Here is a 12,472-nt window from a genome sequence, read left to right as displayed (position 1 = left end):
TCTCTCAGGTCATGCGGTTCTTCAGGTGGCGGCCACCGTTGATGACCACCTGGCTGCCGGTGCTGTACTGGCTGGCGAGCAGGTACCTGACCGTCTCGATCAGCGGGCCGGCGCCGGGTTCGAACTCCAGCAGGGCCTTTTTCAAGGTCTGCTGGCGGTAGGTTTCGTCACCCCCTTCCTTGAGGATCAGCAGCCCGGGCAGGATACCGTTCACACGCACCTTGGGCGCATATTTTTCGGCGAAAGACAGCACCATGTTCTGCAACGCGGCCTTGGTCGCGGCGTAGCCGATGTGGCTTTTGCTGCCGCGCGAAGAGGTTTCGTCGCAAATGTGGATGATGTCGGCCTTTTCCACCTTGGCCAGCAGGTCGCCCAAGGCCAGGTTGAGGTGGTAGGGCGCTTCGACGTGAAGGCGGAACATGGTCTCGAGGTTGTCGAGGCCATCGTCGAGCCACAACGAGGCGTTGTGGATGATCGCGCGCAGGCCGTCGTAATGGTTGTGCAAGTAGTCGATCAGGGCCTGTCGATCGGCCAGCTGGCACAGGTCGGCCTGGAACTGCACGATGTTCGGGTGGGCCGCCTGTGGCTGGACGCTGCGGCTGGCACTGACCACCGTATGGCCGGCCTGTGCCAGTTCAAGGGCCAGGGCCAGCCCGACGCGCTGGCTGGCTCCGGTAACGAGAATGGGGCTGTTCATGTTCGGGGCGGTCAACTTGTCTGTCCTTTGGTTGCCGCCCAGCATACCCGAACTGTCTACCGCGTGTACGGCCTGGCCTCAGCGGCTGCGCAGGGCGCCGGCAGGGGCGGGGGACGCATGCAGCCAGCCGGCCAGCAAACGGGTGGACAGGGGGATGAACAGGTAGACCATCACCGGCGTCAGGCCAAGGGTGCTGAGCAGTACCCGTGGTACCAGGTCCAGCGCAGCGAGCCAGTGGCCGAACACCAGGTTGAACACCAGCGAGACCGGGAAGAAGGCCAGCCAGATGGCCACAGCCTGCTTCCAGCGTGGTGGTTTTTGCACCATGTTGGTGCCAAACCAGTCGTCGATGCCACTCACGCGCGCTTCCTTGGGGCGTTCGAAGAGCCCGTTGCCGCGTTGCAACCAGGCCCGACGCGAGGCGGAATGTTCCCAGGCATGCAGAGTCGGCTCGTCGCTGAAACGGAAGATGATCTGGAATTCGTCGCTGTCGCGGGGGGGCGCGAGGATGCCCGAGCCAAGGTAGCCGGGGAAGTCGGTGGCCAGCTGCTCGCCTTCATGCAGCCAGGCCAGCAAGTCCTGGTAGCGGCCATGGGCGGCGCGGCGCGACACCATCAAGGTGACGGGTGGGGTAGACATCGTGTATCTCCTGGCAACGGGGCTGGCGGGTAGCCGGCCCCTTTGGCTGAGTGGCCCGGGGTGGTGGGCGACACAGGCATGCATGCAAGAATCGGGCGCGGATTATCGCCCATCTGCGATCTTCGGCAACTGTAAGCCGGCAAACGGTTGCGCCCCAGCGTCTGGTATTGCCGTAGTAGACTAGGTGTTCAACTTGGACACACAGGGAACCCCGTGCAGATGAACGAACAGGGACTGAATCCGGTAATCGATGCGGGCCTCGCGCAGGACCTGTTTCCGATCCGTGAGGTTTCCCGCCTGACCGGCGTCAATGCCGTGACCTTGCGCGCCTGGGAGCGCCGCCACGGTCTGATCCAGCCAACCCGCACCGAAAGCGGCCACCGCCTTTATTCCCAGGCCGACATCGATGACATCCGCCGCATCCTTGGCTGGCTGGAGCGCGGCGTGGCGGTAAGCAAGGTTGCCAGCATCCTCGCGCGCGACCATGCCCGTGCCGGGCAGGCAGGTGGCGCGACGGGCGCCTGGGGGCGCTGGCAGCAGCAGATTCGTCAGGCGTTACAACGTTTTGACCTTGTCGGCCTGGACCGCCTGTTCGACGAGGTATTTGCCGCCTGCACCCTGGACCAGGTATTCAGTGAAGTGTTCATGCCGGTGTGGCATGACCTGGCGGCCGGTCAGGGCGGCTACGGGCAGGCCAGCGAGTGGCTGTTCCTCGATCAGTTCCTGCGTGGACGGGTGTATACCCGCTTGCAACTCGCCCGTGCGCCGCGCAGCCGCATGGTGCTGCTGGCGCCATTGCCGGGGCAGTGCCACGAGTTGGATTTGCTGGTGACCAGCCTGACCTTGGGCAGCGATGAAGTTGGCGTGACGCCACTGGCGAGCGGGCAGCCGCTGGCAGAACTGGCACTGGTCTGCGAACGCCTGAAACCGGATGCCCTGGTGCTGTTTTCCCATCAGCCGCCCACGGCGGAGCTCACACGGCGGCTGACGCGCCTGGTGGCAGGGCTGGAGTGCCCGTTGTTACTGGCGGGTGAAGCGGCGGAACTGGCACAGGACAGCCTGGCTGGCAGCCCGATCGCTTGCCTGGGTGCGCAGGGTAGCGTGATGCGCCAGCGTTTGCGGCAGTTTCTGGCCGGTCAGTTCGATACCTGAGTGTGTAGCTCGGGGTGGGCCCGGCGATGGGCCTGGAGGATGTAGTCGCGCAGGCGTTCGATCTCTTCGGCCGGGCTTTGGCTGAGGTCGTAGGCTGCCAGGTCCGGGCCGATGCGCCGGCCCAGCACGCCATGCAGTTCGATGGGGGGGATGCCATCAGGGGCGAAACGCAATTCGAAGTGGGCTGGTGCCGCTGGCAGGCCACGGACTTCCAGCAATGTACCCTTGAACGAGATCTCGCGAACCCACAGGCCAGTTTCCTGCCCATGGGCATCGAGCAGTGCGCTCGGCTTCTCCATCGACAGGCGCCAGGGGCGCAGCATGGGGCCGTCCTCGTAGATTTCCGGTGAGCCCAGTTGCAGGTGCAGGGCGTGGAACTCGTCTTCCACCAGTTGCAGCGGGAAGCTGATTTGCTGGTTGTTGAACTGGGCCTGCAGGGTTACCTGCTCGTTGGCCACCAAGCGGGTGAGCAAGCTCTGGATGCGATGGTCGCCATTGACCAGCAGGCTCGACATGGGGTCGGCCAGGTTCAACTGCGGCGAATGCTGCATGTTCTGTATGAAGTCCAGCTCGTCCTGGGTCAGGAGCGCTTCTGCTTGCATGATCGAACTCGATGGCGATTTCTTCAACGGGATTGACCGTGCGTGGCGAACTTGGTTCAGGTGCGTTCGTCGGGTTTCTGACGAACGCGCAGTTGCGCCAGTTCCCGCTCCAGTTCGACCTGGCGAGTAACGTCTTTCTGAATGCCGATGAAGTAAGTGCGCTGTTCGGCATCGTGCCTTACCGGGGTGATCGACAGTTCGTTCCAGAAAGGGCTGCCATCCTTGCGGTAGTTGCGCAGCACTTCGCGGCACGGGCGGCCTTCGGCCAGGGCCTTGCGGATGCGGGCGCGGCCAAGCTGGTCGCGGTCGTCGGCCTGCAGGAAGCGGCAATCCTGATAGAGGATTTCGTCACGGCCGTAGCCGGTCAGGCGTTCGAAGGCCGCGTTCACGTAGATGAGGATGGTGTCGTCGCCTTCCTGTTCGGCGACCACGATGCCGTCGTTGGACGCATCGACCATGGATTGCAGTAGTTGCGCATTGATCATGTTCGGGCCATTGAGTGAACAAAGGTGCGAAGCAGGGTTGAGGATGGTGACTTTGGTAGAGGCGGCCTTTTGCCAGCGCCGGATGCTAGTATCCTACGTTTTCACTCAGTTTCGGAATCCTCTACCCGATGAAAGTCGCCATTATTTCCGGATCGGTCTATGGCACCGCCGAAGAAGTCGCCCGTCACGCTGAATCGCTGCTCAAGGCTGCTGGCCTGGAGGCCTGGCATGCGGCGCGCGCCACCTTGCAGGACCTTGAAGGTTTCGCCCCCGACGCCTTGCTGGCCGTGACCTCGACCACTGGCATGGGCGAACTGCCGGACAACCTCATGCCGTTGTATTGCAGCATTCGCGATACCCTGCCTGCGGCCTGGCGTGGCCTGCCGGGTGCGGTGATTGCCTTGGGCGACAGCAGTTATGGCGATACCTATTGCGGTGGAGGCGAGCAGATGCGCGAACTGTTTGCCGAACTGGGCGTGCGCGAAGTGCAGCCGATGTTGCGCCTGGATGCCAGCGAGACGGTGACTCCGGAGGCGGATGCAGAGCCTTGGTTGGCTGAGTTGGTGAGTACACTTAAAGCCTGACGGGTATTTTTCGCCTGTACCGGCCTCTTCGCGGGTGAACCCGCTCCCACAGGTACTGCACAGATTTCAGAGGCTGTGGTGTTCCTGTGGGAGCGGGTTTACCCGCGAAGAGGCCGGCAAGGGCAACTCATCCCTTGCTGCCGAGCACCGGCCACTCGCTCACCAGCGCCAACCACGCCTGCGCCGCCCGTGACAGATACGCCCCGCGCCGCCAGATGAACGCGATATCCCAACGCAAATCCGCCGGCGAGCGAAGGGGCAGGCGCACCACACCGGGGCGCTCCAGCGCTTTCGCCACCACACGGGGCAGCAGCACCACGCCCTGGCCCGCTGCCGCCAGCGCCGCGAGGAAGTCCGCCTGGCCACTGCGCCCGCCTTCCTTGGGGGTAAAGCCCTGCTGCTGGCACGCCTTCAGCAACCGGTCATTGAGCACGAAACTGCGCTGGTAAAGCAGGAACGGGGTATCGGCCAGCTGCCGCAGATCTACCACTTCCTGGCCTGCCAGCTCGTGCCCGGCAGGCAACAGTGCATCCATTGGCTCGTTGCAGAACGGCTGGTAGTCGAACGCCTCGTCACTGGGCGTCAGGCTGCCCCCCAGTTCCAGTTCGCCACTCCTGACCGCCTGTTCGATGCTGCGACTGCCACCTTCGAGCAAGTGGATCGTAATGTTCGGGTGACGCCGCCGATATTCGGCGAACAACCCGGCGAACAGCGCGTCGCTGCCCAGCATCGGCAGGCCCAGCCGCAGTTCGCCGCGGCCCATCTGGCTTAGGTCGTCCAGTTCGCCGAGCAATGCCTGACGCTGGCGCAACAAGGCTTCGCCGCGCTCCAGGACGATGCGCCCGGCAGCGGTCAGGTGCAACTGCGAGGCCTGGCGCTCCAGCAGCGGCTGGCCCACATCTTGCTCCAACTGAGCCACCTGCTTGCTCACCGCCGACTGGCTGATGTGCAGGGTCTGCGCGGCCTGGGTAAAACCGCCGCGGTGGACCACTTCGATAAAGCTGCGCAGCTGTTTGAATTCCATGATCACAATTCCATTCTGGAATGGTGTTCAGTCTAACAATTCGCTTCTGGCCTAGGCAGCCAAAACTTAAAATGAGGGCCTGTAGAGGAACCCCCCATGAAACCCGCGTTGTTGAAAAAAGCCCTGCGCCTGCTCGTCGAGCTGGCGATCCTCTGTGCTCTGTTCCTGCTCGGTGGCCAGCTTGCCACTTGGCTGGGCTGGCCGATTCCTGGCGGCGTGATGGGCTTGGCATTGCTGCTGTTGCTGTTTGCCTCAGGTGTGCTCAAGCCAGCCATGCTGCAACTGGGCGCCGGCTGGCTGATGGCTGAGATGCTGCTGTTCTTCATTCCGGCGCTGATGAGCCTGCTCGATTATGGCGCTCTGATCCGTGACGAGGGCTGGCGCATCCTGCTGGTGATTGCCGTGAGCACCCTGACGGTAATGGTGGTGACCGCGTTGACCGTGGAACTGGTGTGCCGCTGGAGGTTGCGCCATGAGCCTTGAACCCATGCCGCTGTTCTGGCTGGCCCTGACCTTGCTGGCGTATCTGGGCAGCCGCTGGTTGTACCGGCGCAGCGGGCGCTACCTGCTGTCGCCGCTGATCCTGGTGCCGGTACTGTTGCTGGCGGTGGCCGTGCCGCTGCACACCGCTTATGCCGAGTATGCCCGCAACACCCACTGGCTGATGAGTGTGCTTGGCCCGGTGACCGTGGCATTCGCGGTGCCGATCTGGCAGCAACGGGCCATGCTGGCGCGCCACTGGCCGGCACTGATGGTGGGCATGGTCGCCGGCAGCAGCGCTTCGATCGCCAGTTCCTGGGGGTTGGCTCATATGTTGGCGCTGGACAGCGCGACCAGCCTGTCGCTGGTGCCGCGTTCGATCACCACGCCCTTTGCCATGCCACTGGCCCATGACCTGGGTGGCGTACCGGAGCTCACGGCGGTGTTCGTGATGTTCACCGGCGTACTGGGCGCCATGCTCGGCGGCGTGCTACTGCGCTGGTTGCCGTTGCGCACGCCGCTGGCGCGGGGCGCGCTGTTCGGTGTGGGCGCCCATGGTGCCGGTGTCAGCCGGGCACAGGAGGTAGGCCGGGAGGAGGGTTCGGTGGCCGGCCTGGTCATGGTCCTGACCGGGCTGCTGAACCTGTTCGCGGCACCGCTGCTGGCTGTGCTCCTCTGACCGTTCGTGCCACTGACTCGCCAAGTCATCAAGCTGGCTGGCAACGCAAGTTCCAGCCGATGGGCTGCTGGCTAGACTCAGCCTCGACATAGAGAGCACATGTAAGTGCCGAGGTGACATGCAATGACCGCAGCCTTGCTCTATTCCGCCAACACCACTTCACCGGGACCGTTCTGATGCCCATGGCCGAAATTCCATTGTGCGTCTGGCGTACCCGGGGACAGAGTTTCAGCTTCCGGGGCCAGAGCATCCGCTACTGGACCGCAGGGCAAGGAGAGCCCCTGCTTCTTTTGCACGGCTTCCCCACTGCCAGCTGGGATTGGCACTACCTGTGGGGGCCTTTGGCCCAGCGCTTCCGGGTGATCGCCTGCGACATGCTCGGCTTTGGCGATTCGGCCAAACCGGTCGATCACGTGTATAGCCTGATGGAGCAGGCCGACCTGCAGCAGGCTTTGCTCGCCGAGCTGAAGGTCGACCAGCCGGTGCATCTGCTGGCCCATGACTACGGCGGCAGTGTGGCCCAGGAAATGCTGGCGCGGCATCATGAACAGCGCGCCAGCATTGCCAGCTGCGTGTTCCTGAACAGCGGGCTGTTCCCCGAAAGCTGCCGCATGCTGCTGGTACAGAAGCTGTTGCTCAGCCGCCTGGGCTGGCTGGTAGGGCGCTCGTTCGGTCGCGACGACCTGGTGCGCAACGTGACCCAGGTCTACGGCCCTTGCACCCACCCGAGTGAAAGTGCGCTGGATGACTTCTGGAGCCTGATAGCCGCCAACCGTGGCACGCGCATCCTGCACAAGCTGGTGGGTTACATGCCAGAGCGCAGGTTGCACCGGGACCGCTGGGTTGGCGCGATGCAGCACGAAGGCGTGCCGCTGCGTTTCATCAATGGCGTGGTCGACCCGCTTTCCGGCGCACATATGGTGGAGCGCTACCGGCAACTGGTGCCGGAGCCGGACACCGTGCAGTTGCAGGGCATCGGCCATTACCCGCATACCGAAGCGCCGGTGCAGGTGCTGCGCCATTACCTGGCCTTTCGAGAACAACCGCTGAGCTGTTTCCAGCAGAAAGTGGCGTGGTCCTGACAGGTCCTCATCGCCGGCAAGCCTGCTCCCACAGATACAGCGCAGGCCTGGAGGCCGGCGCGGTTGGTGTGGGAACTGGCTTGCCGGCGATGGGCCGTACAGCGGCCCCATAACCATCGTGCTGCGTTATTGCCAGGCATTCAGCCTGCGTGAGCTTGATTGTCCGCCCGCTGCTGGCGGCGGACACTCGGCCTACCTGAACCTGCCTGGAGCCATGAGCATGAGCGAGCCTGTCTGTCTGCAAGATCGCGTGGTGATAGTCACCGGAGCCGGGGGCGGCCTGGGCCGTGCCCATGCGTTGCTGTTCGCTGCCCGTGGTGCGCGGGTGGTGGTCAACGACCTCGGCGGGTCCACCCACGGTGAAGGTGCCAGCGCCTCCGCCGCCGACCGAGTTGTAGCGGAGATCCGCGCCGCTGGTGGCAGTGCCATTGCCAACCATGATTCGGTCAGCCAAGGCGCGCGTATTGTCGAGCAGGCCCTGGACAGCTTCGGTCGGGTCGATGTGCTGGTGAACAATGCCGGCATCCTGCGTGACAAAACCTTCCACAAGATGGAAGACAGCGACTGGGAGCAGGTGTATCAGGTGCATGTCGAGGGGGCTTACAAGGTCACCCGCGCCGCCTGGCCGCACCTGCGCGAGCAGAACTGGGGGCGGGTGATCTTCACCGCTTCCACGTCCGGCATCTACGGCAACTTCGGCCAGGCCAATTACGGCATGGCCAAGCTGGGCCTGTATGGGCTGACACGTACCCTGGCGATCGAAGGGCGCAAGCATGGCATCCTGGTCAACGCCATCGCCCCCACGGGTGGCACCCGCATGACCGAAGGGTTGATCCCGCCCCAGGTGTTCGAGCGGCTCAAGCCTGAGCTGGTCAGCCCGCTGGTTGTGTACCTGGGCAGCGAGCAGTGCCAGGGCAGTGGTGAGTTGTTCGAAGTGGGTGGCGGTTGGGTGGGCAAGGTGCGTTGGGAGCGCAGCCTGGGGGTAGGCTTCGATCCGCGTGAAGGCTTTACTCCGGAGCAGGTGGCGGAGAACTGGGCACGGATTGGCGACTTCGACGGGGCAGTGCACCCACAGGACAGCTTGCAGGCGTTGCAGCAGATGATGGCGAACTTGCAGAAGTATCCGCTGGGCTGAAACTTGTATGCCTGTGCTGACCTCTTCGCGGGTAAACCCGCTCCCACAGGTACACCACAAGCCCCTGGGGTAGTGATATCTCTGTGGGAGCGGGTTTACCCGCGAAGAGGCCAGCACAGGCGACGGAAATTTTCAGGGCAGATAAAAAAGGCCGCTGCAAGCCGCAGCGGCCAATCGAGACGTCAGATCAAGGAGCTTCAAAATCTACGTCGGTGAACCTCGCAGGCCTGAAAGGCGGGGGGGAGAGCCCTTCATGCCGGCCAGTGAGGTAAGAATAAGCGCCTGATCCTGCAGGAAAAATAGCCGCTTATGACATTCACCTTTACGTATCGGGCAATAGTGCCGAAGGCGCTCAGTCGGCGGGCGAATAGCCCATGCGCCAGCTGGTTTCCCGTGCTGCTGCCAGCAACCGTTGCGCCGCCGGACCATGCTCGTCGGCATGGAAGATCGAGGTCGGCCCGACCACCGTCATCACCGCGGCGATCTGCCCCATGGCATTGAACACCGGGGCCGACAGCGCATCCACGCCCGGCATCAACAGCCCGTGCACATGGTGCAGGCCACGTTCACGAATGCCCGCCAGTACTGCCTGGTAGTCGGCGGCGCTGTGCTGCAGGGCGGCCAGTTCCCGGTCACGCAACTCCACGGTCTCGCGCTCGGGAAGATAGGCGGCGAACACCAGCCCGGTGGACGAAGTGAGCAGCGGCAGTACCGAGCCGATCTGCGTTACCACCGTGACCGCGCGTACTGCCGGCTCGATGCTGACCACTGTCGCGCCCTGGTTGCCCCATACGGCAACGAAGCAGCTCTCGTTCAGCTCATCGCGCAGTTGAGACAACGGCAGCGCGGCAATCTTCAGCACATCGATACTGCCCAGCGCCGCCAGCCCCACCCGCAGTGCCTCGCGCCCCAAGCCGTAATGGTTGGTGGCCGCATCCTGCTCGGCAAAACCGCTGGCGATCAACGCCTGCAGGTAACGGTGCACCTTGCTCGCCGGCATCTGCACATGTTCCGCGAGACGTGACAGGGAGGTGGACGGGGAGAGCTCGGCAAGGGCCTTGAGGATGTCGGTGCCGACCTCCGCCGAGCGGACTTTCTGCTTGCCGTTGTCGGCGGGGGAGCTGGCTTTTGCCATGGACATCTTCTTCCGGATTCGTCGAGTCGCGCCTTTATAGCTTGACGCATTGCCCGTAGCAAATTACGTTATTCGTAATCTGATTACGATAAAAACAATGCAGACGCGCTGCCACCCCGCCCTGGGCCAGCAGCCAGCTGCCCGCAACGGCTCGGCCAGAGCCCGGAGGCATCGATGAATCGCGATACGTCACCCGACCTTCACTACCTCAGCGGCTTCGGCAACGAGTTTGCCAGCGAAGCGCTGCCAGGGGCCTTGCCGGTCGGGCAGAACTCGCCGCAGAAGGCGCCCTATGGGCTGTATGCCGAGCTGCTCTCGGGCACGGCGTTCACCATGACCCGCAGCGAGCTGCGCCGCACCTGGCTGTATCGTATTCGTCCGTCTGCCTTGCACCCGCGTTTCGAACGCCTGGCGCGTCAGCCGCTGACCGGCCCGCTGGGGCCCATCACTCCCAACCGCCTGCGCTGGAACCCCCAGCCGATCCCCGTCGAACCGACCGATTTCATCGAGGGCTGGCTGCCCATGGTGGCCAACGCCGCTGCGGAAAAACCGGCCGGCGTGAGCATCTACATCTACCGCGCCAACCGGTCGATGGAGCGGGTGTTCTTCAACGCCGACGGTGAACTGCTGCTGGTGCCGCAACAGGGCCGCCTGCGCATTGCCACCGAACTGGGGGTGATGGAAGTCGAGCCGCTGGAAATCGCGGTCATCCCGCGTGGCATGAAGTTCCGCGTCGAACTGCTCGACGGCGAGGCCCGCGGCTACATCGCCGAAAACCACGGCGCGCCGCTGCGCATCCCGGACCTGGGCCCGATTGGCAGCAACGGCCTGGCCAACCCGCGCGACTTCCTCACCCCGGTGGCGCACTACGAAGAGGCCGATGGCCCGGTGCAGCTGGTGCAGAAGTTCCTGGGCGAACATTGGGCCTGCGAACTGCAGCACTCGCCACTGGACGTGGTCGCCTGGCACGGCAGCAACGTGCCGTACAAGTACGACCTGCGTCGCTTCAACACCATCGGCACGGTCAGCTTCGACCACCCGGACCCGTCGATCTTCACTGTGCTGACCTCGCCGACCAGCGTGCATGGCATGGCCAACATGGACTTCGTGATCTTCCCGCCACGCTGGATGGTGGCCGAGAACACCTTCCGTCCACCATGGTTCCACCGCAACCTGATGAACGAGTTCATGGGCCTGATCAATGGTGCCTACGACGCCAAGGCCGAGGGCTTCCTGCCGGGTGGCGCCTCGCTGCACGGGGTTATGAGCGCCCATGGCCCCGACGCCGAAACCTGCGAAAAGGCTATTGCTGCCGACCTGGCACCGCACAAGATCGACAACACCATGGCCTTCATGTTCGAGACCAGCCAGGTGCTGCGCCCGAGCCTGCAAGCCCTTGAATGCCCGCAGTTGCAGGCCGACTACGATAGTTGCTGGGCCACCTTGCCGAGCACCTTCAACCCGAACCGGAGATAACCCATGAATCAGACCGCCATTGCCCGTAGCTGGGTCGAGCACGCCAACGGGCACAGCGACTTCCCGCTGCAGAACCTGCCGTTGGGCATCTTCAGCCGGCCGGGTGAAGCCAAGCGCTGTGGCGTGGCCATCGGCGACGCGATCCTCGACCTGGAGGCGGTGCTGGCCGCCGGCCTGTTCGATGGTGCCGCCAAGGCCGCTGTCGAGGCCACCCGTGGTGGGGCCTTGAACGCATTCTTCGCCCTCGGCCGCAATGCCCGCGTTGCCCTGCGCGAGCGCCTGCTGGTGCTGCTGGGCGAGCACAGCGAACACCAGGCGGCGCTGCAGGCCGCCCTGTACCCGGCAAGCGCCTGCCAGCTGCATGTACCGGCGCAGATCGGTGACTACACCGACTTCTACGTGGGCATCGAGCACGCCAAGAACGTGGGCAAGCTGTTCCGCCCCGACAACCCGCTGCTGCCCAACTACAAGTACGTGCCGATCGGTTATCACGGCCGCGCCTCGACCATCCGCCCATCCGGCACCGATGTGCGCCGGCCCAAGGGCCAGACTCTGCCGGCCGGGCACACCGAGCCAAGCTTCGGCCCCTGCGCGCGCCTGGACTACGAGCTGGAACTGGGTATCTGGATCGGCCAGGGCAACGACATTGGCCAGGCGATCCCGGTAGGCGATGCCGCCGAGCACGTGGCTGGCCTGTGTCTGCTCAACGACTGGTCGGCGCGCGATATCCAGGCCTGGGAATACCAGCCGCTGGGGCCGTTCCTGTCCAAGAGCTTCATCACCACCATCTCGCCTTGGGTAGTTACCGCCGAAGCGCTTGAGCCGTTCCGCTGTGCCCAGCCGGCACGCCCGGAGGGCGACCCGCAGCCACTGTCGTACCTGCTGGACAAGCGCGACCAGGCCGCAGGTGCATTCGATATCGAGCTTGAGGTATTGCTGCTGACCGAGCAAATGCGCGAGCAGGGCCTCGCCCCGCACCGCCTGACCCTGAGCAACACCCGCAGCATGTACTGGACCGTGGCGCAGCTGGTCGCGCACCACAGCGTCAACGGCTGCCAGCTGCAACCGGGCGACCTGTTCGGTTCGGGCACGCTGTCGGGCGCCACGCCAGGTTCGTTCGGCAGCCTGCTGGAGATAACCGAAGGTGGCAAGCACCCGGTGGAACTGGCCAGTGGCGAGGTGCGCAAGTTCCTCGAAGACGGCGACGAGATCATCCTGCGTGCCCGCTGCGTGCGTGATGGCGTGGCCAGCATCGGTTTCGGCGAATGCCGCGGTAAGGTCGTCGCGGCCAACTGAGGAGGC

At 64.2% G+C, this 12,472-nt stretch carries 14 protein-coding genes; 8 read left to right on the top strand and 6 right to left on the bottom strand.

Annotated elements, in window-relative coordinates; translation table 11 throughout:
* Positions 1-4: 4 nt before the first annotated feature.
* Positions 5-742, bottom strand: a complete 738-nt coding sequence (gene folM / locus WM94_RS26370; protein ID WP_054572761.1) for a dihydromonapterin reductase — start codon at positions 740-742, stop codon at positions 5-7.
* A gap of 33 nt (positions 743-775) precedes the next feature.
* On the bottom strand, positions 776-1,336 hold the full coding sequence (locus tag WM94_RS26365; protein ID WP_015271784.1) for a hypothetical protein: 561 nt from the start codon (positions 1,334-1,336) through the stop codon (positions 776-778).
* Between the two features lie 219 nt (positions 1,337-1,555).
* Between WM94_RS26365 and WM94_RS26360 the strand changes: the two genes are divergently transcribed.
* On the top strand, positions 1,556-2,488 hold the full coding sequence (locus WM94_RS26360) for a MerR family transcriptional regulator (RefSeq protein ID WP_039613042.1): 933 nt from the start codon (positions 1,556-1,558) through the stop codon (positions 2,486-2,488).
* On the opposite strand, the gene WM94_RS26355 is transcribed toward WM94_RS26360, so the two are convergent.
* Positions 2,473-3,090 (bottom strand): hypothetical protein, encoded by a 618-nt coding sequence (locus WM94_RS26355; RefSeq protein WP_024087734.1) that lies wholly within the window; start codon positions 3,088-3,090, stop codon positions 2,473-2,475. The genes WM94_RS26360 and WM94_RS26355 overlap by 16 nt on opposite strands.
* Positions 3,091-3,146: 56 nt before the next feature.
* Positions 3,147-3,575, bottom strand: a complete 429-nt coding sequence (locus WM94_RS26350) for a PAS domain S-box protein (RefSeq protein WP_003260703.1) — start codon at positions 3,573-3,575, stop codon at positions 3,147-3,149.
* Positions 3,576-3,703: 128 nt separating this feature from the next.
* On the opposite strand from WM94_RS26350, the gene WM94_RS26345 reads away from it, so the two are divergent.
* Positions 3,704-4,159 (top strand): flavodoxin, encoded by a 456-nt coding sequence (locus WM94_RS26345; RefSeq protein ID WP_013974195.1) that lies wholly within the window; start codon positions 3,704-3,706, stop codon positions 4,157-4,159.
* A gap of 127 nt (positions 4,160-4,286) precedes the next feature.
* Here the strand turns inward: WM94_RS26345 and WM94_RS26340 are convergent, their stop codons facing one another.
* Entirely contained in the window at positions 4,287-5,183 is an 897-nt protein-coding gene (locus tag WM94_RS26340) for a LysR family transcriptional regulator (protein WP_061552477.1), read from the bottom strand.
* Between the two features lie 96 nt (positions 5,184-5,279).
* Between WM94_RS26340 and WM94_RS26335 the strand changes: the two genes are divergently transcribed.
* The 4 genes from WM94_RS26335 to WM94_RS26320 all read left to right on the top strand — a co-directional run bounded on the left by WM94_RS26335 (position 5,280) and on the right by WM94_RS26320 (position 8,559).
* Complete coding sequence (locus WM94_RS26335; RefSeq protein WP_015271778.1) at positions 5,280-5,666, top strand: CidA/LrgA family protein; 387 nt, start codon at positions 5,280-5,282, stop codon at positions 5,664-5,666.
* The gene (locus WM94_RS26330) at positions 5,656-6,342 is read left to right on the top strand and encodes an LrgB family protein (RefSeq protein WP_061552476.1); all 687 of its coding nucleotides are present in this window, start codon (positions 5,656-5,658) and stop codon (positions 6,340-6,342) included. Before WM94_RS26335 ends, WM94_RS26330 begins: the two co-directional genes overlap by 11 nt.
* 176 nt (positions 6,343-6,518) lie before the next feature.
* Positions 6,519-7,424, top strand: coding sequence for an alpha/beta fold hydrolase (locus WM94_RS26325; RefSeq protein WP_061552475.1), 906 nt, complete (start codon positions 6,519-6,521; stop codon positions 7,422-7,424).
* Positions 7,425-7,644: 220 nt separating this feature from the next.
* Positions 7,645-8,559, top strand: coding sequence for an SDR family oxidoreductase (locus WM94_RS26320; RefSeq protein ID WP_024087730.1), 915 nt, complete (start codon positions 7,645-7,647; stop codon positions 8,557-8,559).
* A 352-nt stretch (positions 8,560-8,911) separates the two neighbouring features.
* On the opposite strand, the gene WM94_RS26315 is transcribed toward WM94_RS26320, so the two are convergent.
* Positions 8,912-9,694 carry an IclR family transcriptional regulator gene (locus WM94_RS26315; RefSeq protein ID WP_061552474.1) on the bottom strand — a complete coding sequence of 261 codons (783 nt, stop codon included), beginning with the start codon at positions 9,692-9,694 and terminating at the stop codon, positions 8,912-8,914.
* Between the two features lie 174 nt (positions 9,695-9,868).
* On the opposite strand from WM94_RS26315, the gene hmgA reads away from it, so the two are divergent.
* Both hmgA and fahA read left to right on the top strand, forming a co-directional pair.
* Positions 9,869-11,170 (top strand): homogentisate 1,2-dioxygenase, encoded by a 1,302-nt coding sequence (gene hmgA, locus WM94_RS26310; RefSeq protein ID WP_013974188.1) that lies wholly within the window; start codon positions 9,869-9,871, stop codon positions 11,168-11,170.
* 3 nt (positions 11,171-11,173) lie between these two features.
* Entirely contained in the window at positions 11,174-12,466 is a 1,293-nt protein-coding gene (gene fahA / locus WM94_RS26305; RefSeq protein WP_061552473.1) for a fumarylacetoacetase, read from the top strand.
* The last annotated feature ends 6 nt before the right edge of the window (positions 12,467-12,472 follow it).

This window comes from Pseudomonas sp. ABFPK, assembly GCF_001586765.1.
GTDB classification, from domain to species: Bacteria; Pseudomonadota; Gammaproteobacteria; order Pseudomonadales; family Pseudomonadaceae; genus Aquipseudomonas; species Aquipseudomonas asiatica.
This window is presented reverse-complemented; position numbering and strand designations above follow the sequence as displayed.

Bases quoted from the DNA above. Each gene is read 5' to 3' on its own strand.
- WM94_RS26325 (WP_061552475.1), top strand. From the start codon at position 6,519: ATGCCCATGGCCGAAATTCCATTGTGCGTCTGGCGTACCCGGGGACAG.
- WM94_RS26360 (WP_039613042.1), top strand. From the start codon at position 1,556: ATGAACGAACAGGGACTGAATCCGGTAATCGATGCGGGCCTCGCGCAG.
- WM94_RS26365 (WP_015271784.1), bottom strand. From the start codon at position 1,336: ATGTCTACCCCACCCGTCACCTTGATGGTGTCGCGCCGCGCCGCCCAT.
- WM94_RS26340 (WP_061552477.1), bottom strand. From the start codon at position 5,183: ATGGAATTCAAACAGCTGCGCAGCTTTATCGAAGTGGTCCACCGCGGC.
- WM94_RS26355 (WP_024087734.1), bottom strand. From the start codon at position 3,090: ATGCAAGCAGAAGCGCTCCTGACCCAGGACGAGCTGGACTTCATACAG.
- WM94_RS26350 (WP_003260703.1), bottom strand. From the start codon at position 3,575: ATGATCAATGCGCAACTACTGCAATCCATGGTCGATGCGTCCAACGAC.
- folM (WP_054572761.1), bottom strand. From the start codon at position 742: ATGCTGGGCGGCAACCAAAGGACAGACAAGTTGACCGCCCCGAACATG.
- WM94_RS26330 (WP_061552476.1), top strand. From the start codon at position 5,656: ATGAGCCTTGAACCCATGCCGCTGTTCTGGCTGGCCCTGACCTTGCTG.
- WM94_RS26315 (WP_061552474.1), bottom strand. From the start codon at position 9,694: ATGGCAAAAGCCAGCTCCCCCGCCGACAACGGCAAGCAGAAAGTCCGC.
- fahA (WP_061552473.1), top strand. From the start codon at position 11,174: ATGAATCAGACCGCCATTGCCCGTAGCTGGGTCGAGCACGCCAACGGG.
- WM94_RS26320 (WP_024087730.1), top strand. From the start codon at position 7,645: ATGAGCGAGCCTGTCTGTCTGCAAGATCGCGTGGTGATAGTCACCGGA.
- WM94_RS26335 (WP_015271778.1), top strand. From the start codon at position 5,280: ATGAAACCCGCGTTGTTGAAAAAAGCCCTGCGCCTGCTCGTCGAGCTG.
- hmgA (WP_013974188.1), top strand. From the start codon at position 9,869: ATGAATCGCGATACGTCACCCGACCTTCACTACCTCAGCGGCTTCGGC.
- WM94_RS26345 (WP_013974195.1), top strand. From the start codon at position 3,704: ATGAAAGTCGCCATTATTTCCGGATCGGTCTATGGCACCGCCGAAGAA.